Annotated in this window: 15 protein-coding genes; 4 read left to right on the top strand and 11 right to left on the bottom strand. The window is 72.6% G+C overall.

The genetic code is table 11. The annotated features are described in order from the left end of the window. The 6 genes from BLW43_RS13235 to BLW43_RS13260 all read right to left on the bottom strand — a co-directional run. A partial coding sequence (locus tag BLW43_RS13235; protein ID WP_175478893.1) for a VCBS domain-containing protein occupies positions 1 to 2,693 on the bottom strand: 2,693 nt, incomplete at its 3' end. Between the two features lie 343 nt (positions 2,694 to 3,036). Further along, the gene (locus tag BLW43_RS13240; RefSeq protein ID WP_093254153.1) at positions 3,037 to 4,944 is read right to left on the bottom strand and encodes a calcium-binding protein; all 1,908 of its coding nucleotides are present in this window, start codon (positions 4,942 to 4,944) and stop codon (positions 3,037 to 3,039) included. A gap of 139 nt (positions 4,945 to 5,083) precedes the next feature. Further along, positions 5,084 to 6,523 carry a trypsin-like serine protease gene (locus BLW43_RS13245; RefSeq protein ID WP_093254154.1) on the bottom strand — a complete coding sequence of 480 codons (1,440 nt, stop codon included), beginning with the start codon at positions 6,521 to 6,523 and terminating at the stop codon, positions 5,084 to 5,086. A gap of 22 nt (positions 6,524 to 6,545) precedes the next feature. Next, positions 6,546 to 8,501 carry a choice-of-anchor L domain-containing protein gene (locus tag BLW43_RS13250; RefSeq protein WP_093254155.1) on the bottom strand — a complete coding sequence of 652 codons (1,956 nt, stop codon included), beginning with the start codon at positions 8,499 to 8,501 and terminating at the stop codon, positions 6,546 to 6,548. Positions 8,502 to 8,675: 174 nt separating this feature from the next. Next, positions 8,676 to 10,121 (bottom strand): calcium-binding protein, encoded by a 1,446-nt coding sequence (locus tag BLW43_RS13255; protein WP_175478894.1) that lies wholly within the window; start codon positions 10,119 to 10,121, stop codon positions 8,676 to 8,678. Positions 10,122 to 10,168: 47 nt separating this feature from the next. Continuing rightward, complete coding sequence (locus BLW43_RS13260) at positions 10,169 to 11,431, bottom strand: calcium-binding protein (RefSeq protein ID WP_175478895.1); 1,263 nt, start codon at positions 11,429 to 11,431, stop codon at positions 10,169 to 10,171. A 266-nt stretch (positions 11,432 to 11,697) separates the two neighbouring features. Between BLW43_RS13260 and BLW43_RS23575 the strand changes: the two genes are divergently transcribed. Beyond that, complete coding sequence (locus BLW43_RS23575) at positions 11,698 to 14,028, top strand: calcium-binding protein (protein WP_175478896.1); 2,331 nt, start codon at positions 11,698 to 11,700, stop codon at positions 14,026 to 14,028. A 12-nt stretch (positions 14,029 to 14,040) separates the two neighbouring features. On the opposite strand, the gene BLW43_RS13270 is transcribed toward BLW43_RS23575, so the two are convergent. The 5 genes from BLW43_RS13270 to BLW43_RS13290 form a co-directional block, all read right to left on the bottom strand. Continuing rightward, complete coding sequence (locus BLW43_RS13270; protein WP_093254159.1) at positions 14,041 to 15,483, bottom strand: phosphohexomutase domain-containing protein; 1,443 nt, start codon at positions 15,481 to 15,483, stop codon at positions 14,041 to 14,043. Positions 15,484 to 15,980: 497 nt separating this feature from the next. Then, the gene (locus BLW43_RS13275; protein ID WP_093254160.1) at positions 15,981 to 16,370 is read right to left on the bottom strand and encodes a type II toxin-antitoxin system VapC family toxin; all 390 of its coding nucleotides are present in this window, start codon (positions 16,368 to 16,370) and stop codon (positions 15,981 to 15,983) included. Continuing rightward, complete coding sequence (locus tag BLW43_RS13280) at positions 16,367 to 16,597, bottom strand: type II toxin-antitoxin system Phd/YefM family antitoxin (RefSeq protein WP_093254162.1); 231 nt, start codon at positions 16,595 to 16,597, stop codon at positions 16,367 to 16,369. The genes BLW43_RS13275 and BLW43_RS13280 overlap by 4 nt, the downstream gene beginning before the upstream one ends. A 106-nt stretch (positions 16,598 to 16,703) precedes the next feature. Then, entirely contained in the window at positions 16,704 to 18,050 is a 1,347-nt protein-coding gene (gene glmM, locus BLW43_RS13285; protein ID WP_093254163.1) for a phosphoglucosamine mutase, read from the bottom strand. A gap of 154 nt (positions 18,051 to 18,204) precedes the next feature. Continuing rightward, on the bottom strand, positions 18,205 to 18,771 hold the full coding sequence (locus BLW43_RS13290; RefSeq protein ID WP_139284058.1) for a hypothetical protein: 567 nt from the start codon (positions 18,769 to 18,771) through the stop codon (positions 18,205 to 18,207). Between the two features lie 252 nt (positions 18,772 to 19,023). On the opposite strand from BLW43_RS13290, the gene glmU reads away from it, so the two are divergent. The 3 genes from glmU (at position 19,024) to glmS (ending at position 24,194) form a co-directional block, all read left to right on the top strand. Continuing rightward, positions 19,024 to 20,418, top strand: a complete 1,395-nt coding sequence (gene glmU, locus BLW43_RS13295) for a bifunctional UDP-N-acetylglucosamine diphosphorylase/glucosamine-1-phosphate N-acetyltransferase GlmU (protein WP_245731047.1) — start codon at positions 19,024 to 19,026, stop codon at positions 20,416 to 20,418. Further along, positions 20,415 to 22,220 carry an SLC13 family permease gene (locus BLW43_RS13300; protein ID WP_093254165.1) on the top strand — a complete coding sequence of 602 codons (1,806 nt, stop codon included), beginning with the start codon at positions 20,415 to 20,417 and terminating at the stop codon, positions 22,218 to 22,220. The genes glmU and BLW43_RS13300 overlap by 4 nt, the downstream gene beginning before the upstream one ends. Positions 22,221 to 22,367: 147 nt before the next feature. Continuing rightward, positions 22,368 to 24,194, top strand: coding sequence for a glutamine--fructose-6-phosphate transaminase (isomerizing) (glmS, locus tag BLW43_RS13305; protein ID WP_093254167.1), 1,827 nt, complete (start codon positions 22,368 to 22,370; stop codon positions 24,192 to 24,194). Positions 24,195 to 24,328: the final 134 nt, after the last annotated feature.

Here is a 24,328-nt window from a genome sequence, read left to right on the forward strand (position 1 = left end):
AGGGTGTCGTTCCCGTCCCCGCCGATCAGCACCTCGTCGCCGCGGAACGCAACGAGGATGTCGTCGCCCGCCCCGCCGTCCATCACGTCGTCGCCGCGGCCCGGCTTGATCGTGTCGTTCCCGTCGCCGCCGAAGATCGTGTCGTCGTCATTGCCCGACAGGATGATGTCGTCGCCAGCGCCACCCTCGATGCTGTCCGCGCCCGAGGCCGTCTTGATGGTGTCGTCGCCGTCGCCGCCGAGCACGGTGTCGTTTCCGGCGCCGGAGAGCGCGATGTCGTCGCCCGTCCCGAGGATGAGCACGTCGTCGCCCGCGAGCCCCTTCACCGTGTCGTTCCCGCCGAGCGCGTCGATCGCGTCGGCCTGCGGCGTGCCGGTGAGCCGGTCGGGCCCTTCGGTGGGCTGGGGCCCCGCCGGCGGCTGCTCGTTGGCGCCGTCGATGGTGATGACGATGTCGCGGGTGGCGCCGTCGCTTGCGGTCAGCGTCAGGGCGTCGGTGACGGTCTGGCCGGCGGCGAGGGACTGGGCGGCGCCGTTCTGGGTGTAGGTCCAGAGGGTCCCGGCGGCGTTGACGGCGATGGTCCCGTAGGTTCCGGTCGCGGTGCGCCCCGCGAAGCTTGGGTTCTGGCCCTCGTCGGGGTCGGTGATCGAGATGGCGCCGGAGACGGATGGCTCGTCCTCGCCCAGCCTGCCGGTGGTCGCGCCGCCGGCGACGGCGGGGTCGTCGGCGCCGTCGATGGTGAGCGTGATGGCGCGCGGCGTGCCGTCGCTTGCGGTCAGCGTCAGGGCGTCGGCGACGCTCTGGCCGGCGGCGAGGAACTGCACGGCGGCGTTGTCCAGCGTGTAGGTCCAGAGAGTTCCGGCCGCGTTGACGGCGATGGCCCCGTAGGTTCCGGTCGCGGTGCGAGCCGCGAAGCTTGGGTTCTGGCCCTCGTCGGGGTCGGTGATCGAGATGGCGCCGGAGACGGATGGCTCGTCCTCGCCCAGCCTGCCGGTGGTCGCGCCGCCGGCGACGGCGGGGTCGTCCACCGCAGTCACCGTGATCGAGACGGTCGTCGTGGCCGAGCCGCCGCTTCGGTCCGAAATGGTGTAGCTGAACGCGTCGGCGCCGTTGAAGTCGGGGTCGGGCCGATAGGTCAGCCCGGCTTCGGACTCGATGACGTCGCCATGGGCGCCCTGCGTAAAGCCGCTGATGAGGAGCGTGTCGCCGTCGGCGTCGACGTCGTTGGCGAGCACGTCGATGGTCACGGCGCCGTCCTCGGCCACCGTGGCCGTGTCGCGCGTGGCGACGGGCGGCGTGTTGTCTTCGTCTGCGCCGTCGATGGTGATGGTGATGTCGCGGGTGGTTCCGTCGCTTGCGGTGAGCCGCAGCGCGTCGGTGGCGGTCTGGCCGGCGGCGAGGAACTGCACTGCGGCGTTGTCAAGCGTATAGGTCCAGAGGGTCCCGGCGGCGTTGACGGCGATGGCGCCGAACTCCCCCGTCGCCGTGGCGCCGGCGAAGCTGGGGTTCTGGCCCTCGTCGGGGTCGGAGATGGAGATGGCGCCGGAGACGGCGGCGGCGTCCTCGCCCAGCCTGCCGGTGGTCGCGCCGCCGGCGACGGCGGGATCGTCGGCGCCGTCGATGGTGACGGTGATGTCGCGGGTGGTTCCGTCGCTTGCGGTGAGCCGCAGCGCGTCGGTGGCGGTCTGGCCGGCGGCGAGGAACTGCACTGCGGCGTTGTCAAGCGTATAGGTCCAGAGGGTCCCGGCGGCGTTGACGGCGATGGCGCCGAACTCCCCCGTCGCCGTGGCGCCGGCGAAGCTGGGGTTCTGGCCCGCGTCGGGGTCGGAGATGGAGATGGCGCCGGAGACGGCGGCGGCGTCCTCGCCCAGCCTGCCGGTGGTCGCGCCGCCGGCGACGGCGGGATCGTCCACCGCAGTCACCGTGATCGAGACGGTCGTCGTGGCCGAGCCGCCGCTTCGGTCCGAAATGGTGTAGCTGAACGCGTCGGCGCCGTTGAAGTCGGGGTCGGGCCGATAGGTCAGCCCGGTTTCGGACTCGATGACGTCGCCATGGGCGCCCTGTGTAAAGCCGCTGACGAGGAGCGTGTCGCCGTCGGCGTCGACGTCGTTGGCGAGCACGTCGATGGTCACGGCGCCGTCCTCGGCCACCGTGGCCGTGTCGGGCGCGGCGACGGGCGGCGTGTTGTCGGGCCGCGTCACGCCATCGCCTGTGGACAGGAATTCGAGCACGGGGCCTTCGTCGAGCGCAAGCATCGCCGGGCCGTCGCCGGAGGCTGGCAGTTCGAAGAACGTGCCGCGCTCGTCGCCGGCGCTGTACCCCGCCCGGGCGACGGTTCCGCCCAGCCCGTTCGTTCCGCCCGAGGCGTCGCCTGTCGTCCAGTCGATGTTCTCGTACCGGAACGAGATCAGGAAGTCTCCTTCGGACCGGCCTTCCCGGTCGGAGACGTCCGTGAGCACGAGCTGGAAGGCGTTCAGCCTGTCGGTGCGGCTGGCGAAGTACCCCACGTCGTCCCACGTCACGGTCACGGCGCCGGCGGCGGGATCGAGGTCGTAATGGACAAGGTTCGTGCCCTGCGACGTTCCCCCCGGCGACGGCCTGGTCGCCCCGCCTCGCGTGTCGACGTCGGCCCAGTACGGAAAGATGCCGGCCGTTGTTCCCGACGAGATCGGCGATGGCGTGAACTCGCTCAACGGCGTGTCAAAGGTGACGCTGCCATTGGTATTGATGTAAAACCCGCTGTATGTTGCGCCAAAAAACTTAAGACCATCTTCGAAAACAGAGCTCAAGTCAATGAAATTGGAGGAATCGTCATCGTTTCTTGAGACGACGTTCTCGCCAAAACCAGCGGATCCGCCAAGATTGTTCAGCAAATTTGCCATGAGGGTTCAGCTCCGTAGTCGGAGTGTTTCGCCGCGCCAGCGAAAAATAAATACACATGTCAAAGCGCTGACTGATGCAACATTAACCAGTCTGTTGGGGTTTTCAATGGATGGCCGCTCACCCTCGTGCGCAGGCGGCCTCGGGCGCGACGTCTCAGGCGTCGAACAGCAGCACGTCGCCGGCGAAGTCGGCGACGTCGAGCGGGCCGAAGCGGGCGGAGTTGACGAGGATCGAGCTGTCGCCGGCCTCGATCAGCACGTTGTCGCCGGCCTGGATGATGCTCAGGTCGGCGAAGGCGAGCCCCGAGCCGCGGAAGTCCAGCGTGTCGGACTGGGGCAGGAAGTCGAGCACGATGCGGTCGTCGCCCCACTCGGGCGTGTCGAACACGAACGTGTCGCGCCCCGGCCCGCCCTGCATCCGGTCGTCGCCGGCGCCGCCGGTGAGGGTGTCGTCGTCGAGATTGCCGAGCAGGGTGTCGTTCCCGGCCCCGCCGACCAGCAGCTCGTCGCCGCGGAAGCCCGCGAGGATGTCGTCGCCCGCCCCGCCGTCCATCACGTCGTCGCCGCGGCCGGGCTTGATGACGTCGTTCCCGGCGCCGCCGAGGATCGTGTCGTTCCCGTCGCCGGACAGGATCACGTCGTTCCCCGCGCCGCCTTCGATGCTGTCGTCGCCGGCGCCGGCCTTGATGGTGTCGTCGCCGTCGCCGCCGAGCACCGTGTCGTTCCCGGCGCCGGATAGCACGATGTCGTCGCCGGCCCCGAGGTCGATGAAGTCGCCGCCGGCGAGCCCCTTCACCGTGTCGTTTCCGCCAAGCGCGTCGATCGCGTCGGCCTGCGGCGTGCCGGTGATGCGGTCGGGGCCGTTGGTGGCGATCGGCGCAGGCGTGACCTCCGGGCCCGGCGCCTGCGGGTCGAAGACGTTGGCGTCGGGGGCGAGGAAGATGTTCTCCGCGTCCAGCCCGCCGTAGACCGTCAGCTCCAGCGCGTCCGAGAGGCGGATGACCGCGGCGCCGGTCTCGCCCTCGGTCGTGATCGTCTGCAGGTCGTCGAGGCTTCTGACGGCCTCGAAGCCGTAGAGGGCGAGCGTGTCGAAGTCGGGTTCGAAATTGAAGATCTCGAACGATCCTGTCGCGTCGGGCGTCACCTCCACCACGTCGCGCGCCTGATCGGTCTGGCCCGGCTTGCCCGGCAGATAGATGACGTCGAAGGTGAAGGGCGCGATCACCGAACTCGGCGGCGCGCCGGGCGTGAAGCCGAGCGTGACGCTGCCGCCGCCCCGGTTGGCGAGGGTCACGCGGTCCGGGCCCAGCCCCGCGATCACCCCGACAGGCCCATCGCCGAAGGTCTGAAATTCGTCCGCGCCGTCGCCGCCCACGGCCGTCTCGTCCGGGCCGACCAAGGTCGGCCCGATACTAAAACCACCCGGACCCGGGGGAGGCGCCGGCGCCAGATCGCCATACAGGCCGTAGAGGTTCCACGGCAGGTCGGGGAGGCCGAGCTGGTCGGGCCGCGCCAGCAGGAAGGCGCCGACATCCACCAGATCGTCGCTGCTCGCCCTGACGCGGATGTTCACCGGCCCCGACGTCGCGCCGTCGAAGCGGAAGTCGTAGATGTCGGTTCCGAGGGGGTCGAATGTTCGGGTCACGGTCGTCAGGGCCGGGTCCGGCGTCACGATCACCACGCGGTCGCCCGCCTCGAAGTCGAAGTCCGAAAGCTGCGCGCTCGTCTCCAGGACGATCGTGTCCGCGCCCGGACCGCCGGAGACGTCGCCCTGGACGGCCGACCGCACGACGATCACGTCGTCGCCGCCGCCGCCGCGCGCGGACACGTTTCCGGCGGCGTTGGTGACGATGACGAGGTCGTCCTGCGCCACGTCCGGCGCCGCATAGGCCAGCACCTCGCCGAAGGCGCGGTCCGTGAGGATCTGCACCGTTTCGGTCGGCGGCGGCGGACCCTCGAAGAGTCGCAGGCCGACGGAGGGCGGCGGTTCGGCGGGGTCGGAGTCGAGCACTGTCGGCCCGCCTTCGGGCAGGCCTGGCGCTATCGGGGCGGGGTCGCGCATCGCGCTCTCCTGTCTCGACGGGCATCGCTGCGGCGCCCCGCTCGGATGGCGGAGAGCAAGGCGGCTTCAGTCTGAAACTAACACGCCATGGCGTCGTCCAGAACCGTCTCCATGGACTACAGTGGGAATTTGTCGGTATTCACCCGAACAGCAGCACGTCGCCGGCGAAGTCGGCGGCGTCGAGCGCCCCGAAGCGGGCGGAGTTGACGAGGATCGAGCTGTCGCCGGCCTCGATCAGCACGTTGCCGCCGGCCTGGGTGACGCTCAGGTCGGCGAAGCCCAGCCCCGAGCCGCGGAAGTCCAGCATGTCGGACTGGGGCAGGAAGTCGAGCACGATGCGGTCATGGCCCCATTCGGCCGTGTCGAACACGAAGATGTCGCGCCCCGGCCCGCCCTGCAGGCGGTCGTCGCCGGCCCCGCCGATCAGCGTGTCGTCGTCGAGGTTGCCGAGCAGGGTGTCGTTCCCGGCCCCGCCGATCAGCATTTCGTCGCCGCGGAACGCAACGAGGATGTCGTCGCCCGCCCCGCCGTCCATCACGTCGTCGCCGCGGCCCGGCTTGATCGTGTCGTCGCCGTCGCCGCCGAGGATCGTGTCGTCGCCGTCGCCGGACAGGATCACGTCGTTCCCCGCGCCGCCGTCGAGCAGATCTTCGCCGTCGCCGGACTTCAGCGTGTCGTCGCCGGCGCCGCCGCGCAGCGTGTCGTCGCCGTCGCGCGACAGGGCGCGGTCGTCGCCGTCGCCGAGGTCCACGTCGTCGGGCTCGGCCCCGCCGATGAAGACGTCGGCGCCCGGACCGCCTGTCACGGCGTCGGGCGCCGGCGGCGGAACGGAGATGTCGGGCGTCGGCGCGACGGGCGGAGGCGCGACGGGTGGAGGCGCGACAGGTGGGCCGTCGCCGTTCTCCGCGACCCAGCCCGCGATGTCGTCGAACGCGTCCCCGTCGATGAACGTCGCCGTCGCCCCGGTGGAGAGGACGCCGATGATCTGGCTCCCGCTCGCGCCGTCGACCCAGAACGGCCCGCCGCTGCCGCCGGCGAGCTCGAAGTCGCTGCGGTCCTCGAAGCCGTGCTCCAGCACGAACCCGTCATAGATCACGTCCGTCGTCACCTGGAGCATGTCGCGGCCAGGGGTCGCGGGATCCTGCAGGCCCTCCGGGTAGCCGGCGTAGGTGATCGAGCGCCGCCCGTTCGGCGCCATGGCGTTCGCCGCCAGGCCGAACCAGCCGGTCGCCGCCCCGATCGGCGTGGGCGCGTTCACCGTGAGCACGGCGTAGTCGCGCTGCGTCTCGGAGGTGGAGATCAGCCCGTCGCCGTCGGCGTCCACCTCGTAGTAGCGCCAGGACTCGGCCTGGAACACGCCGACGGGCGCGGCGGCGCCGTTGCGGCCGGGCGTGACCGCGATGTTCACGGCGGCGCCGTCGATCCCGTCCCAGACGACATGGGCCGCGGTCAGCACGTCGTTGGGGCCGATCACGGCGCCGCTGCCCCGCGCCGAGACGCCGTTCCCGAAGGTCGTCACGATGTCGACCACCGCCAGGAACGGGGGGGCGGCGCTGTCGCTCACGCGCGTCCAGCTCATCGCCGGGGCGCCGCCGCCCGCCTCAGCCGAACAGCAGCACGTCGCCGGCGAAGTCGGCGACGTCGAGCGCCCCGAAGCGGGCGGAGTTGACGAGGATCGAGCTGTCGCCGGCCTCGATCAGCACGTTGTCTCCCACCTGGGTGATGCTCAGGTCGGCCAGCGCCAGCCCCGAGCCGCGGAAGTCCAGCGTGTCGGACTGCGGCAGGAAGTCGAGCACGATGCGGTCGTCGCCCCATTCGGGCGTGTCGAACACGAAGACGTCGCGGCCCGGCCCGCCCTGCAGGCGGTCGTCGCCGGCGCCGCCGGTGATGGTGTCGTCGTCGAGGTTGCCGAGCAGGGTGTCGTTCCCGGCCCCGCCGACCAGCACCTCGTCGCCGCGGAAGCCCACGAGGATGTCGTCGCCGGCGCCGCCGTCCATCACGTCGTTCCCGCGGCCCGGCTTGATGACGTCGTTCCCGTCGCCGCCGAGGATCGTGTCGTTCCCGTCGCCGGACAGGATGACGTCGTTCCCCGCGCCGCCGTCGATGCTGTCGTCGCCGGCGCCGCTCTTGATGGTGTCGTCGCCGTCGCCGCCGAGCACCGTGTCGTTCCCGCCGCTCGACAGCACGATGTCGTCGCCGGCCCCGAGGTCGATGGCGTCGGCGTCCGCCAGCCCCTTCACCGTGTCGTTGCCGCCGAGGGCGAGAATGACGTCTTCCTGCGGCGTGCCGGTGAGCCGGTCGGGCCCCTCGGTGCCGGTCTGCGTCGGCGTCTCGAACGATCCGGGCGCGCCGACGAACGGGTTCGCGACGCCCGACGCGGTGACGAAGGTCGAACCGTCGGCGGTGTTCACCGAGAAGGTCGCGTCCTCGAAGTCGCCCTCGAGCGTGATCGAGGCCTCCGCCTGCCCGTCTCCGTCCACATCCACCGACAGCGTGTTGTCGGCCAGGGTGAAGGTGAGGTTGGCGAGGCCGAACAGCGCCCCGAGAAAGGCCAGGGTGTCGCTGTCGAAGAAGTCGGTGATCGTGTCGCCGTCGAGGTCGGCCAGAGACCCCTCGATGAGGTCGGCTCCGAGGCCCGTGGCGATGACGTCGAGGCCGAGGCCCGGGGCGATGGTGTCGTCGCCGCCGCCGGCCTCGAAGATCTCAGGCGAGGCGCTGCCCTGCAGGTCGTCGTTCTCGTCGCCGCCGTTCACCGGCACGAACACGCCGCCGGCCCCGGATGCCGTGGTGCGCAGGTTGCCGATGAACAGGCCGCTGTCGAGGATGCTGTCGCCGGTGTCGGCGATGCCGATCTTGAAGGTGTTCACCCCCTGCTTCACCGGCGCGATCAGCGACAACCGCGGGCTGAACCCATCATACTCCACCCGGAACGCGCCGTCGCCCGTCGAAAAGTCGAAGTCGTTGTCGATGAAGTTGCCGCTCTCGAGGTTCTCGCTGATGACGCTCAGCGGCTGCTCGACGTTGTTGTTGAAGACGGCGACGTTTACCCCGTTCACCAGAACCGCGGCGATGTCCACGAAGCTGCTGTCGGAGTACTCGGGGTATTCGTCCGAGCCGAACAGCACGTCGAAGCTGACGCCCTTCACGTTGGGGTTGCTGACGGTGACGGAGAACTCCAGCACCGAGGCGTCGTTCGTCGTGCCGGCCCCGGAGAAGGCCGCCTGCGCGGCGGCGTCGAGGTCGTCGTCGCCCGGCTGGGAGAGGATTTCGGTGAAGCCGGCCGTGGTATTGACGTCGCCGGGGCCGCCCCCGGTGCTGAGGAAGATGCTTTCGCCGATGCTGGCCGCGACCTCGCCGTTCGAGGTCCGCTCGATGGCGAAGCCGTCCTTGTAGACCCGCAGCCCGTCGAGGGAGCCGGTGTAGCTGACGTCCGAGATCGTGGCGTTGAAGACGCCGCCGGTCAGGTAGGGGACCAGCGCGCCCGCATTGGCGGCGGCGTCAAGCCGGAGCGAGCCGTCGGCGTTGGCGCTGAAGCCGCCGGGAATTGTCTCGTCCATGGTCCATCTCTCCTCAAACCGGCCAGCGGGCATGGCCGCAGGCCCTTACAGGCGCCGGAAACCTCGATCACGGCCGACCGGCGCCGGCGCAGCCGCCCGTCGACCTCTTCGTTCTTCGTCCGGCGCGCGCGCCGGGTCGGCCGCCGCCTGCCGGCGGCGGGCGGGGCGCCGGCCTCAGCCGAACAGCAGCACGTCGCCGGCGAAGTCGGCGACGTCGAGCGCGCCGAAGCGGGCGGAGTTGATGAGGATCGAGCTGTCGCCGGCCTCGATCAGCACGTTGTCGCCGGCCTGGGTGATGCTCAGGTCGGCCAGCGCCAGCCCCGAGCCGCGGAAGTCCAGCGTGTCGGACTGCGGCAGGAAGTCGAGCACGATGCGGTCATGGCCCCATTCGGGCGTGTCGAACACGAAGACGTCGCGGCCCGGCCCGCCCTGCATCCGGTCGTCGCCGGCGCCGCCGGTGATGGTGTCGTCGTCGAGGTTGCCGAGCAGGGTGTCGTTCCCGGCCCCGCCGACCAGCACCTCGTCGCCGCGGAAGCCCACGAGGATGTCGTCGCCGGCGCCGCCGTCCATCTGGTCGTCGCCGCGGCCGGGCTTGATGACGTCGTTCCCGGCGCCGCCGAGGATCGTGTCGTTCCCGTCGCCGGACAGGATCACGTCGTTCCCGTCGCCGCCGTCGATGAGGTCGTCGCCCGCGCCGCTCTTGATCGTGTCGTCGCCCGCGCCGCCGCGGATGGTGTCGTTCCCGCCGCCGGAGAGCGCGATGTCGTCGCCCGCGCCGAGGTCGATGTCGTCGGCGCCGTCCAGCCCCTTGACGGTGTCGCTCCCGCCGAGCGCGGCGATCGCGTCCTCGCCCGGCGTGCCGGTCAGCCGGTCGGGGCCCTCGGTGGCGCCGGCGACGCTCGGCTCGTCGATCTCCGGGATCTCGATGTCGATGCCGCCCGGCTCCTCGACAACCGGCGGCGTCTCTCCGACGCCTTCATTCACGGAGCCGCTGTCCGTCGCGCCGTCGCCCGTCACTCCGCTTGCCGCCGCCACCGCCGCATCGACGTCTGTTGCGGCGAACGCGTTGTCGCCGCGATAGAGTTCGTCGGTGGAGAGATCGGTGCTGATGAACGGATCGACGATGCTCGACCCCGACGAGATCACCGGCGTGCGCACCTGCATGGCGGCCGTCACCCCGCTGATGGCCGCGAACGCCGCATCGAAGCCGATCAGGAACTGGAACGTCTGGTCGCCGTCGAGCTTGCCCGGCGCGTAGGTTCGCGTGAACTGCTCGATCAGCAGGGCGTAGGAGCTGAGCCCCTCCGGCGTCTGCTCCGGCGGCGCGGCGACGAGGCCGAAGCGCAGCCCCGTGGCGCTGTCGGTCTCGGCCGTCGTCTTGGGGTCGCCGAGGACGACGGCGGCGCCGTCCCCGATCTCGAGCTGGCCGTTCGGCAGCTCCGGGATCGCGTAGGAGGGGTCGAAGGGCGTGCCGCTGAAGGGCAGGGTGATGACGTAGGGCGTCACCTCGCGCGCTAGGAAGATCCCGTCGCGCACGTTGGTCCAGCGCAGCGCGCCCGACAGGGTCACGGTGTCCGCAGCCGTGTCCACGGCGATGTCGGGGATCTGGTCCGGGGTCATCGGCTGCGCCTCCCTTCCTGTCGGTCCCGCCTGTCGGTCCCGCGCGCTTACCCGAACAGCAGCACGTCGCCGGCGAAGTCGGCGACGTCGAGCGCGCCGAAGCGCTGGGAGTTGACGAGGATCGAGCTGTCGCCGGCCTCGATCAGCACGTTGCCGCCGGCCTGGGTGATGCTGAGGTCGGCCAGCGTCAGCCCCGAGCCGCGGAAGTCCAGCGTGTCGGACTGGGGCAGGAAGTCGAGTACGATGCGGTCGTCGCCCCATTCGGGCGTGTCGAACACGAAGACGTCGCGGCCCGGCCCGCCCTGCAGGCGGTCGTCGCCGGCGCCGCCGGTGATGGTGTCGTCGTCGAGGTTGCCGAGCAGGGTGTCGTTCCCGGCCCCGCCGACCAGAACTTCGTCGCCGCGGAAGCCCACGAGGATGTCGTCGCCGGCGCCGCCGTCCATCACGTCGTCGCCGCGGCCGGGCTTGAGGATGTCGTCGCCGTCGCCGCCGAGGATGGTGTCGTTCCCGTCGCCCGAGAGCACGATGTCGGCCCCGTCTCCCGCGTCGATCAGGTCGTCGCCGTCGCCGCTCTTGATGGTGTCGTCGCCGGCGCCGCCGCGGATGGTGTCGTTCCCGGCGTCGGAAACCACGCTGTCGTCGCCGTCGCCCAGCGCGATGTCGTCGTCGCTGTCGAGCCCGCGGACCGTGTCGTTCCCGCCCAGCGCGTCGATCGTGTCAGGGCCGGGCGTGCCGATCAGCAGGTCGGGGCCTTCCGTGGCCCCGGCGACGGTCAGCTCGCCGAGGTCGGGGATCTCCACGACGATGCTGCCCGGCTGCTCGGTGATCGGCGGCGTCTCGCCGTCGATCACCACGCCAGGCAGACCCGAGAGCGGGATCGAGACGCCGGGGCCGAAGGGGCCGGAGGTGACCGGCTGGAAGTCGGTGATGCTGTTCACGAAGGCCTGCGCCTCGGCCGCATTGGCGATCGCCGGTAGCGGATCCCCGCCGAGAAGAACGAAATTGTCGAAATTTGTCTCTTCGTCATACAGCGAAAGCAGCGTGTGGCTCAGGCCGTTGCTGCGGATGATGCGGACGATCAGCTCCTCCTCGGGGCCGTCGTTGTCGTCGACGCCGACGAAGCGCTCGCTGGTGGTGTCGGAAGTGATCTCGACGACCTGAACGCCGCTCTCTTCGGTGAACAGCACCTGATAGCTGAACGCCGCATCCGCCGGACCCTGAAGCTCCAGCGTCCGGTTCGCGAAGGCGGTGACGGTTTCGGTCTCGTCCTGGAACCGGATGGCGAGGACGGGAAGGGTGAACGTGGCCACGATGCAACTCCACATGCAAGGGGCTCGCCGCGACAGGGCGACGATTCGACTGCTTAACGATTTGTAAACGCCGCAGCGGCGGCCGGTCCACTTGCAAAGATGGTTACTCAAGGGCCGCGCGCATGTGACGGGCGTCACATCGCGCCGCATTATGGTTATGGTGCGTTAACGATTGAACGGATCGCGACCGGCGATCCGGCGGGAGGCGGAGTTCGGCGGCTGCGGGGGGTCGGCGAAGCGCCTGAAACGCATCCAGGGGAGGCCCCATGGCCGAATTCATCGTCACCTCCGGCGCCGACGTCGTCGACGACGGCGACCAGATCTTCACGCTGCGCGAGGCGATCCTCGCCGCGCGGGAGACGGAGGGGCCCGACACGATCCGCTTCGAGGCCGGCGTCGCGACCGTGACCCTCGCCGCGCCCGGCGACGGCGTGCCCTCGAACGCGCTGGAGATCGTCGCGGGCGAGAGCGTCTTCATCGACGGCGATGCGAACGGCGACGGCCTGCCCGACGTGACCATCAGCGGCGGCGACGCCACGGCGCATTTCCTGGTCGAGGAGGGCGCGTCGCTGTCGCTGACCGCGCTGCGCCTCGTCGACGGCAGGGTGGTCTTCGGCGGCGCCTTCGCGGCCCCGGGAACTCCCGGCGCCGACCGCGGCGACGCCAGCGACGGCTTCCAGACCTCGCTGAGCAGCGGCGTCCGCAACTTCCAGCCCGCCGCGAACGGGGTCGCCGGCGGAACCGGCGGCCCGGGCGACGACGGCGCGGCGGCGGCGGGGTCGATCCTGAACTTCGGCGAGTTGTCGCTGACGCGTGTGTTTCTCGACGACAACAGCGCCCAGGGTCAGCCCGGCGGGGCGGGCGGCGCCGGCGGCGACGGCGCCCGCGGCGGCGATTTTCCCGGCAAGGCGCCGGACCGGTTCAACGGGGAGGACGGTGGAAACGGCGGCGCCGGCGGAACCGGCGGCGCGGCCGGCGACGGCGGCGACGGTGCGGGCGCCGTCGTCAACCTCGGATCGCTCACCCTGCGCGACGTCGCCTTCGGCGCCGGCAATGTCGGTGCGGCGGGATCGGGCGGCGCCGGTGGAACCGGCGGCGTCGGCGGGCGCGGCGGCAACGCCGAGGACGGCGGCGACGGAACCTTCGGCGCGGCCGGCGACGGCGGCGACGGCGGAAACGGCGGGCGCGGCGGCGATGGCGGCTCGGGCGGCGACGGCGGCGACGCGGCGCATGGCGTGGTCAACCGCGGCGCGCTGTCGGCCGAGACCCTGGTTGCCGCGCTCGATCCTGCGGCGAGCGGCCCGGCCCCGGTGTCGGCCGGCGGCGGCGGGGCGCGCAACTCCGGCGGCGGCGCCGGCACGCGCGGCGACGCCGGCGGCGGCTTTCTCGGCGGCGGGGCCGACGGGTCGAACGGCTCCGGCGGCTCGCTGGGCAGCTTCGGCGCGGCGGGATCGGTCGGCGCGGCGGCGCCGGTCCTGCTCAACGCCGGCGACGGCGACGCGCCCGGCTTCGTGGACACGCTGGTTTTCGCCCACGCCGCCGTGACGACCGTGCGCGAGGGCGACGCGCTGCGCTTTTCCATCGGCCGGCTCGGCTCGACCGCGACCAGCTTCACCGTGGCCTGGGCGCTGACCGGCCTCTCGGCGTCGGATCTCGCGGGCGCTCCCGCGCTCAGCGGCGCGGTATCCTTCACCGCCGGCGCATCGGACGCGCAGACGCTGAGCTTCACCGTTCGCGACGACGGCGCCTTCGAGGCGACCGAGACCGCGACGCTGACGCTGACCGGGGTCAGCTTCACCTCCTCGACCGACGAGGAGATCGGCCTCGGCACCGCCGCGGCGGTGGTCGCGGTGCTCGACGCCGCCGCCGGCACCGAGGGCGCGACCGAAGGGCCCGACCGCATCAACGGAACCGCCGGCCCCGACGTGATCGCGTCGCTCGGCGGGAACGACACGGTGAAGGGCTTCGCCAGCGACGACGACATCGTGCTCGGCGCGGACGACGACATCGCGCTGGGCGGATCGGGCGACGACACCATCGAGGGCGGCGACGGGAACGACACCATCAAGAGCGGCGCCGGCGACGACAGCATCGAGGGCGGCGCGGGGAACGACGTGATCCTGTCCGGCGACGGCGACGACACGATCCTCGGCGGCGCCGGGAACGACACGATCAAGCCCGGCCGCGGGAACGACGTGATGGACGGCGGGGCCGGCGACGACATCCTCGTGGGCTTCCGCGGCGACGAGGTTCTGGTCGGCGGGGCCGGGAACGACACCCTGCTCGGCAACCTCGACGACGACACCATCACCGGCGGCGCCGGCGACGACCGCCTGCAGGGCGGCCCGGGCTTCGACGTCTTCGTGTTCGACACGGCGGAATGGGGCGACGACCGCATCGTGCTCGACTTCCTGCCCCAGTCCGACACGCTGGACTTCCGCGGCTCGGGGCTGGCGCTGGCCGACCTGAGCATCACCCAGGCCGGCGACAACGTGCTGATCGAGGCCGGCGACAGCTCGATCCTCGTCAACTCCGCCCGCTTCGGGGCGCTCGACGTCGCCGACTTCGCCGGCGACGTGCTGCTGTTCGACGCCTGAGGCGCCGCCGCGTCAGCCCTGCCCGAGACGCGCCGACGCGGCGGCGAGCCCGGCGGCGACCAGCGCCGCCGCGCGCGCCTCGGTCTCCGCCTCGGCGTAGACGCGCAGCTCCGGCGCGTTGCCGGAGGGGCGCAGGTGCAGGATCGCCGCGCCGGCCGTCATCCGCACGCCGTCGAGCGTGTCCACCGTCCCGGCCTGGGGCAGGCCGGCGGCGGCCAGGAAACCCGCCCGCGCCGCCGCGTCTCCGGCCAGCGCCGCCGCCAGCGCCGCGCTCCTATCCGGCGCGACGTCCTGCAGGCGGTCCGACGCGGTGAAGCGGGCGGGCAGGCCGGCGGCGAGCGCCGAGAGCGGGCCGCCGGCCTCCGCCGCCAGCGCCAGCGCGGCCAGCATCGGCAGGACGGCGTCGCGGGTGGGCAGGGGGGCGAGGGTGGCCCCGTCCGCATCCCCGTCCGCATCCCCGTCCGCATCCCCGGCCTGAACCTCCGCGCCCAGCAGGAAGCCGCCATTGGCCTCGTAGGCGACGGGCAGCCGCGCGCCTTCCGCCGCCAGCTCCGCCATGGCGGCGATGACGAAAGGAGAGCCGATGCGGGTGCGGCGGATGCGGGGGAACCAGCCGGTCCTCTCCAGCGCGGTGTTGGAGGAGACCGGCGTGGCGACCGCGTCGGCGCCGAGGAACTTCGCCGTCAGCACGCCCAGCATGTCGCCGCGCAGGAAGCGCCCCGCCTCGTCGGCCATCAGCGGGCGGTCGCCGTCGCCGTCGGTGGACACGAGCGCGTCGAGCGCGTGCTCCGCCGCCCAGGCTGCGGCCTGCGCGGCGTCCTCGGGGCGCACGGCCTCGGTGTCGATGGGCACGAAGCCCTCGGCGCGACCGAGCGGGACGACCGTCGCGCCGAAGCCCTCGAAGAGCGCCACGAGCAGGTCGCGGCCCACGGCGCTGTGCTGGTAGACGCCGATCCGCCGGCCCTTCAGGAACCCCGCGGGAAAGAAGGCCCGCGCCCGGTCGAGGTAGCGCCGCGCCGCGCCCGCCTCGTCGAGCCGCCGCCCCGGCGCGGCGGCTGGCGCACTGGGGGCGGCGAGCGCGGCGAGCACGCCGGCCTCGTCGCCCTTCGTGATCTCGCCGTCGGGGCGATAGAACTTCAGCCCGTTGCGGTCGAAGGGGATGTGGCTGCCGGTGACCATCACCGAAGGCAGGCCGCGCGCCAGCGTCTCCAGCGCCAGCGCCGGCGTCGGCAGCGCGCCGCAGTCGACCGCGTCCGCCCCCGCCGCCATGGCGGCCCGCGCGCAGGCCTCGGCGATGCGCGGCGAGGAGGGGCGAAGGTCCCGCCCGATCAGCAGCGCCGGCGCAGGGCGGCCATCCCGGCCGAGATGGGCGAGGAAGGCCGCGACATGGGCCTCCACCACCGCGTCGGCCATGTCGGTCACGAGGCCGCGCAGGCCGCTGGTGCCGAATTTCATCGCCTGTCGCCCCCTCGCGGACCCGCCGCCCGCGGTTTAGCCGGCCCGGCCCGCGGCGTCACGCGGCGCGGCGCTGCAGGGCGCTGCATGTCGGACCAGTCCTTCGCCAGATCAGAGGGCCGCCCATGAAGGTCGTCGACATCCATGAGGCCAGGGCCCGTCTCTACCGTCTCGTCGCGGCGGCGGGTGAGAGCTTCGTGATCGCGCGTGCGCCGGCAAGCCGCTGGTGCGGTTGGTCCCGGTGGACGCGCGCGCGTCGCGATCGCCCCCATCGCATGCGGCGGCGTCTGCTCGAGACCGGCTGGACCGAGCTGACGCCGGAAGGCCGCCCCGCCGCCGATCCACGCCGACCCGTTCGACCGGCCGATGGTGGCGCCGGCGCAGGTCGAGGGGCTGGCGCTGCCGACGCGCGACCCGGTGGCGGCGCGCCACCCCCGGACCGGTCCGGCTGGTCTGAGGCCCGGAGCGCGCTTCGGCTTCCGGGGCGCGCCGGGATCTCAAGTCCACAGCCGCTGCGCGCCGACGGCGTCGAACGCCGTGTCGGGAGAGACGATCGGCAGTTCTTCGGCCTGGGCCGCCGCCGCTATGATCCGGTCGAACGGATCGCGATGGTCCCAGTCCAGCAGCGACGCCGAGAGGGCGGTCGCCGCCGACAGCGGAATGGGATCGAAGCCGTCCGCCAGCGCGCGATCGAGCAGCTCTCCGGCGAAAGGCGCCATGGCGGGCCATTTCCCGAGCCGAACCTTCTGACCGATCTCGTAGAAGGAGATGACGCTCAGCGCGACGCGCTCGGCGCGTTCGATCTGCGCACGGACCGTTGCAGGCAGGCGCGGGTCGTCGGTCAGGACCATGGCGAAGGGGCCGGTGTCGAGCAGCAGCGCCGTCACGCGGCGTCCCAGTCCCGCAGTTCCTCGGCGTCCATCGGCGCGAAGGCGTCGTCCGGCGGCGGCGCGACCAGCCCCTTCAGCCCGCCGATCCGGACGCGCGCCCTGCGCGCCGGCGCCAGTTCCGCGACGGGCGTTCCGTGGCGGGTGATCACGACCCGTTCGCCGCGCTCCACCGCCTCGATCAGCTTCGAGAGATTCGTCTTTGCGGCGTGGACCGAGACCTGCATCGCAACCTCGAAATGACCATAGCCAGACCTTAGCCACAATCGGGCGTCGCGGCAATCGGCGTGAACGGGCGCCGTGAAAGGTCTTGGGCGGCGCGGGCCCGTCGCCTCAGCCCGCCGACAGCGCCGCCGCCACGGCGCCCACGGTCTCCTCGACCATGGCGCGGTCCTCCGCCTCGGCCATGACGCGGATCACCGGCTCGGTGCCGGAGGGACGGATCAGCAGGCGGCCATGGCCGTCGAGCGCCGCCTCCGCCGCGGCGATGGCGGCGCGCACCGGCGCGCGCTCCAGCGCCTCCCGCGGGGCCGCGACGTTGACGAGCTTCTGCGGCAGCGGCTCGAACAGCGCCAGCGTCTCCGAGGCCGGCCGCCCGGTCTCGGCGATCACCGCCAGCGCCTGCAGCGCGGCGAGCAGGCCGTCGCCGGTGGTGGCGAAGTCGCTCAGGATGACATGGCCCGACTGCTCGCCGCCGACGTTGCAGCCCTGCGCGCGCATCGCCTCGACCACATAGCGGTCGCCCACCCTGGTGCGGATCATGCCGACGCCCTTCGCGCCGAGCCAGCGCTCCAGCCCGAGATTGGACATGACGGTGGCCACCAGCGCGCCGCCCGAGAGCCTGCCGGCCTCGGCCCAGCGCGCCGCGATCAGGCCCATGATCTGGTCGCCGTCCACCAGGCGCCCGGTCTCGTCGATCAGCATCACGCGGTCGGCGTCGCCGTCCAGCGCCACGCCGATGTCGGCGCCGTGCTCCAGCACCGCGGCCGCGCAGGCCTGCGGCGCGGTGGAGCCGACGCCGTCGTTGATGTTGAGGCCGTTGGGCGAGACGCCGATGCGGACCACCTCGGCCCCCAGCTCCCACAGCGCCTCGGGCGCGGCGCGGTAGGCGGCGCCGTTGGCGCAGTCGATCGCGACCTTGAGGCCGTCGAGCCTCAGCCCCTTGGGAAAGCTCGCCTTCACCACCTCGATATAGCGCGCCACGCCGCCGTCGATGCGCCGCGCCCGGCCGACGCGGCCCGCGAGGTCCCAGCCGGGCGCAGTCGGGGGCGAAGGTGCGGCGATCTCGGCCTCGATGGCGTCCTCCTCGGCGTCCGACAGCTTGTAGCCGTCCGGCCCGAACAGCTTGATGCCGTTGTCGGCCCACGGGTTGTGCGAGGCCGACAGCATCACGCCGACGTCGGCGCGCATGGAGCGCGTCAGCATCCCCACCGCCGGCGTCGGCACCGGGCCGAGCAGCATCACGTCCATCCCCCCGGAGGTGAAGCCGGCCTGCAGCGCGCTCTCCAGCATGTAGCCCGAGAGCCGCGTGTCCTTGCCGATCACCACGCGCCCCGAGCCGCCCTCGCGCCGGAACCGCCGCGCCGCCGCGCGCCCCAGCGCCAGCGCGACCTCGGCGGTCATCGGGTGGACGTTGGCGGGCCCGCGCACGCCGTCGGTGCCGAAGAGTCTTGGGGACATGGGCGGGCTTCCTTCCGGGGCGGCGCGCGGCGGCGCGGACGGGACGTCATGCCGGCGCGTTATGGCGCCTTCGCGGCCGGAAGTTGATCCCCCGCGCGTCGCCCGTGGAGAGCCGGAGACGGTGGGGAGGCGGGCCGCGGGAAGGCCGCGGGCGTCAGGCGATGGCGCCGCTCCGCGCCAGCCGCCGCAGGTTGCGCTGGCGCAGCGCGTAGTAGAGCCAGGCGAGCGCCGTCACGGGCAGGGTGAGCCGTCCGGCCTCGACCCGCACCAGATCGGTGTAGCGCGTCCGCCCGCCCGGCGCTGGCTCAAGGATCATGAGGTGATCCCAGGCGCTGACCACGTCGCCGCGGCCGTTGTCGCGCAGCAGGCGGCGCGCGCCCTCGGCCGGCGGCCGCTCGATGGCGATGACCTGCCGCCCGATCGGCAGCCAGCCGAAGAGCCGCAGATCGACGCGGTGCTCGCGCGCGTCCCACACCGTCGGAAATCCGTCGGGATCGACCGGGTCGAAGCGCATCAGGCCGCGGGTGACGCTCTCCAGCAGCGCCGGCGTCTGGATCGCCCGCCACAGCGTCTCGATGTCGACGTCCAGCGTCACGGAGGTCGCCGCGCTGCGCCCGCGCGGCTCGGCGGCGCGCTTCAGGGCCCGCGTCTCGGCGCGTGTCTGGGCGCGGCGGGCGTCGAGGACGAACAGGCACGGCGTGGCGCGGCATGGGCGTGTCATCATGGGCGCTCCGTTAACTCGTTTACATTTATTTGCCCCTTGTGACGGCGCGCGCCATCCCTCATTTATGGGGAGGCGTTCTATGCCAACTATCTGAAAAATAACGCAGGAGAAGCTGGCGGATCGAGTTTGCCGCCGGACCCGCGCGGTTAACGCAGCGTCAGCTTGCGGCGATCTCGGTCCGGCGCTTCTCAAACCCCGGAGGGGCGCCGTAGAAGAGGGCTCCCGTCGCTGACCGCCAGGCGCCCGCCGATGACCTCTTCCCCCGCCGCCGCCTCTCCCGCCGCCGCGGCGCCGCCCATGGCCGTCGTCGTGCTGGCCGCCGGCGTCGGCAGCCGGATGCGCTCCGCCCTGCCGAAGCCGCTGCACAGGGTCGGCGGGCTGCCGCTGCTCGGCCATGCGCTCGCGGCCTTCCCCGCGGCGAAGGCTGCGCGGCGGGTCGTCGTGGTCGGCCCGGGCGAGGCCGGCGCGCAGGTCGCCGCGGCGGCGCGGGCCGCCGCCCCCGACGCCGCGATCGCGGTGCAGGCCGCCCAGCGCGGCACCGGCGACGCGCTGGCCTCAGCCCTCCCGGCGCTTGCGGGTTTCCGCGAGGGGACCGTGCTGGTGGTCTACGCCGACACGCCGCTGCTGAAGCCGCAGACGCTGGCGGCGATGGCCGCGGCCCGGGCGGCGGGCGCCGGCGTCGTGGCGCTCGGCTTCGAGCCGCCGGAGCCGGGACGCTACGGGCGGCTGGTCGAAGACAGGGCCGGGCTCGCGCGCATCGTCGAGGCGGCGGACGCGACGGCCGACGAGCTGGCGACGCCGCTCTGCAACGCCGGCGCCATGGCCGTCGACGCGGCTCGGTTGCCCGGCTGGCTCGGCCGGCTCGACGCCGGCAACGCGCAGGGCGAGCTCTACCTCACCGATCTCGTGGGGCTCGCGCGCGCCGACGGGGCGCCTTGCGCGGTCGTGCGCTGCGGCGTGGACGAGGCGACGGGGGTCAACAGCCGCGCGGAGCTCGCCGCCGCCGAGGCGGCCTTCCAGGCCCGCGCCCGCGCGGCCGCCATGGCGGGCGGCGCGACGCTGACGGCGCCCGAGACCGTGTTCCTCTCCCATGACACCCGGCTCGGCCGCGACGTGACGGTGGGCCCCAACGTGGTGTTCGCCCCCGGCGTCACGGTGGAGGACGGCGCCGAGATCCGCGCCTTCTCGCATCTGGAGGGCTGCGTCGTGCGCGCCGGCGCGATCGTCGGGCCCTTCGCGCGGCTGCGCCCCGGCGCGGAGGTGGGCCCCGGCGCCCATGTCGGCAACTTCGTCGAGATCAAGAACGCCGTTCTGGGCGAGGGCGCCAAGGCCAACCACCTCGCCTATGTCGGCGACGCGACGGTGGGGGCGGGCGCCAACATCGGCGCCGGCGCCATCACCTGCAACTACGACGGCGCGAACAAGCACCGCACCGAGATCGGCGCGGGCGCCTTCATCGGCTCCAACAGCGCGCTGGTGGCGCCGGTGACGATCGGCGCCGGCGCCTATGTCGCCTCGGGCTCGGTGGTGACGCGGGACGTCGCGGCCGACGCGCTCGCCGTGGCGCGGGCGCGGCAGGTCGACAAGCCGGGGCTCGCGGCGACGCTGCGCGCGCGGCTCAGGCGGGCGGCGGAGCGTCCATGATCGACCCCGCAGCCCTCTGGTCGGCGCTTCCGGCCGAGGCGCCCGCAGTCTTCACGCTTGCGCTGCTCGTCGCGACGTTCGCGATGTTCGTGCGCGAGCGCCATCCGCCAGAGCTGGTCGCCCTGTCGGCGCTCGGCGCGCTGCTCGCCTTCGGCGTGCTCGACGCCGGCGAGGCCTTCGCGGCCATGGCCAACCCCGCCCCGGTCACCATCGCCTGCATGTTCGTGCTGTCGGCGGCGCTGGTGCGGGCGGGACTGCTCGAGATGGTCGCCGCGCCGCTGGTCGCCGGGGCCGCGGCGCGTCCACGCCGGACGCTTGCGGCGTTCGCGCTGATGCTGGCGGCGACGTCGGCCTTCATGAACAACACGCCCGTGGTCGTCGTGATGATCCCCATCGCCATCCGGCTGGCCGAGGCGCTCGGGATGGCGCCGTCCAAGCTGCTGATCCCGGTCTCCTACTGCGCGATCCTGGGCGGCCTGTGCACGATGATCGGCACCTCGACCAACCTGCTGGTGGACGGGGTCGCGCGCCAGCAGGGGCTTGCCCCGTTCACGCTGCTGGAGATCACGCCTCTCGGCGTCGCCCTGCTCTGTGCGGGCCTGATCTACATGGCGACCTTCGGCATGCGGCTCCTGCCGGAGCGCGAGACGCCGGGCGGCGCCCTGCGCCGGCGCAAGAACCTCCGCTTCATGACCGAGGTGGTCATCCCCGAGGGATCGTCGACCATCGGCATGGCGCTGGAGGACGTCGACATCTTTCGACGCGAAGGCCTGAGCGTCATCGACGTCGTCCGCGGAGACGCGTCGCTGCGCAGGGATCTCGCGGCGGTGCGGCTCGAGGAGGGCGACCGGGTCGTGCTGCGCACGGGAGCGCATGCGCTCATCGACCTGCGCCAGAGCCGCGGACTGAAGACGGTGGACCGCGTCGGCCAGCGCGGCAGCGTCACGGCGGAGGCCCTGGCTGGGCCGGAATGCACGCTGATCGGCCGGTCGCTGGGCAAGTCCCGCCTGCGCCGGCGCTATGGCGTCTATCCTCTCGCCGTGCACCGGCGGGGACCGATGGAGGGGGGGCGGCTCGACGACGTCGTGGTGCGGCTGGGCGACACGCTGATGCTGGAGGGCGACCCGGAGGATATCCGCCGCATGGCGGAGGATCTGGGGCTCGAGCTGCTGTCGCGACCGCTGGCGAGGGCCTACAGGCGCGAGCGCGCGCCTCTGGTGGCGGCGGTGTTCCTGGCCGTCGTCGGCCTGTCGGCGCTGAACGTCGCCCCGATCGCCACGCTTTCGCTGCTCGGAGCGATCACGGTGCTGATGACGCGGTGCGTCGACGTCGAGGAGGCGTATGCGACCGTCGACGGGCGGCTGCTCGCGCTCATTCTCGCGATGCTGGGTTTCGGCGCGGCGCTCGACAAGACCGGCGCCGTCGCGCTGCTGGTCGACATCGCCGCGCCATGGCTCGCCGGCGCGCATCCGGCGCTGGCGCTGTGGGCGCTTATCCTGGCGGCGTCGCTGCTGACCGAGGCCGTCACCAACAACGCCGTCGCCGTGGTGATGACGCCCGTGGCCGTCGCGCTGGCCGGAAGTCTGGGCGTCGACCCCAGGCCGTTCGTGGTGGGCGTGATGGTGGCCGCCTCGGCGAGCTTCGCGACCCCCATCGGCTACCAGACCAACATGCTGGTCTATGCGCCGGGCGGATACCGCTTCGCGGACTTCCTGCGCGTGGGCGCGCCGCTGAACCTGATCATCGGCGTCGTCGCCGCGCTGGTCATTCCCGTCCTCTGGCCGCTGACCCCGGTGAACTGAGGGCGCGCGCCCGCAGCCGTCCCGCGGCGGCGGGGCCGCCCTCACGCGGCGGCCTCAGCATGAAACATGATGTGAACCTTGCGGGCTTTGCCCGCCCGGCCTGCAACGATAGGAAGTGGGGCGGGTGGCCCTGGCGGAGAATTCATCATGTGCGGCATCGTCGGCGTTCTGGCGCGCCGCCCGGCGGCGCCGCTGATCCTCGCCGCGCTCAAGCGGCTGGAGTATCGCGGCTATGACAGCGCCGGCGTCGCCACGCTCGACGAGGGCGGCGCGATGCGCCGGCTGCGCGCGCCAGGCAAGCTCGATGCGCTGGTCGCCGCCCATGACGCGGCGCCGCTGCCGGGGACGACGGGGATGGGCCACACCCGCTGGGCGACCCACGGCGCGCCGACCGAGGTCAACGCCCACCCCCACCGCGTCGGCGCCGTCGCGGTGGTCCACAACGGCATCATCGAGAACTTCCGCGAGCTGCGCGGCGAACTGGTCGCCGACGGCGCCGTGTTCGAGAGCGAGACCGACACCGAGGTGGTCGCTCAGCTCTGCGCGCGGGAGATGCGCCGCGGCCTCGGCCCCACGGACGCCGCCGCCGCGACGCTGAAGCGGCTTCGGGGGGCCTTCGCGCTGTGCTTCCTGTTCGAAGGCGCGACCAACCTGCTGGTCTGCGCCCGCCGCGGGCCGCCGCTGGCGATCGGCTACGGCGACGGCGAGATGTTCGTCGGCTCCGACGCGCTGGCGCTGGCGCCGCTGACGACGCGCATCGCCTATCTGGAGGACGGCGACTGGGCGGCGGTGACGCGCGACGGCGCCCATGTCTTCGACGAGCGCGGCCAGCCGGTCGTGCGCGCGGTCCGCAACGTCGCCGTCGAGCCGGGAAGCGTCGACAAGGGCGGCCACCGCCATTTCATGGCCAAGGAGATCCACGAGCAGCCCGCCACCGCCGCCGCGGCCGTGGCGCAGTACGTCTCGCCCGGGCGCGACCGGGTGCTCTCGCCTGCGGCGTCGCTCGACTGGGCGGGGCTGGAGCGGGTGACGCTGGTGGCCTGCGGCACAGCCTTCTACGCCTGCCAGGTCGCGAAATGGTGGTTCGAGACCGTGGCGCGCCTGCCCGCCGAGATCGACGTCGCCTCGGAGTTCCGCTACCGCGAACCGCCGCTGCCGGCGCGCGGCGCGGCGGTCTTCGTCAGCCAGTCCGGCGAGACGGCCGACACGCTGGCGGCGCTGCGCTACGCCCGGTCGCAGAACCAGACCATCCTCACCGCCGTCAATGTCGAGACGTCCTCGATGGCGCGCGAGGCGGACGTGGTGCTGCCGCTCTACGCTGGCCCCGAGATCGGCGTCGCCTCGACCAAGGCCTTCACCGGCCAGCTGATCGCGCTGGCGGCCACCGCGATCCTCGCGGCGCGGGCGCGGGGCGCCGTCGACGCGGCGGAGGAGGCGCGGCTCGTCTCGGCGCTCTGCGCCGCCCCCGCGGCGCTCGCCGACGCCATCTCGCGCGAGGCCGACGCGGCGCGCGTCGCCGCCGAGATCGCGCGGGCGCGCGACGTGCTCTATCTCGGGCGCGGGCCGATGCACGCGCTCGCGATGGAGGGGGCGCTGAAGCTCAAGGAGCTGACCTACATCCACGCCGAGGGCTACCCGGCGGGCGAGCTCAAGCACGGGCCCATCGCGCTGGTGGACGAGCGCACGCCGGTCATCGTGCTGGCTCCGACGGGTCCGCTGTCGGAGAAGACGCTCTCCAACATGCACGAGGTGATGGCGCGCAAGGGCCGCGTGGCGCTGATCTCCGACGCCGCGGGCTGCGCGGCGGCGGGCGAGGGCGTGTGGCGGATGCTGGAGGCGCCCGCCGCCGACCCGTTCATCGCGCCCATCGTCTACGCCGCCCCGGTGCAGCTTCTCGCCTACCATGCAGCCGTGGCCCGCGGGACCGACGTGGACCAGCCGCGCAACTTGGCCAAGTCGGTGACGGTGGAGTGAGCGGGCCGGCGCGCGTCCACGCCCCTGTCGAATCGCAAAAATGATCGCTTTCACGGGAAATAGATCGCTCTCACGTAAAAAAGTGCGTTCATTTCTCCGAGGGCGTTCTATGCTTTGCATACCGTTAAGAAGGT

It is taken from the genome of Rubrimonas cliftonensis (assembly GCF_900107585.1).
Taxonomy (GTDB): Bacteria; Pseudomonadota; Alphaproteobacteria; order Rhodobacterales; family Rhodobacteraceae; genus Rubrimonas; species Rubrimonas cliftonensis.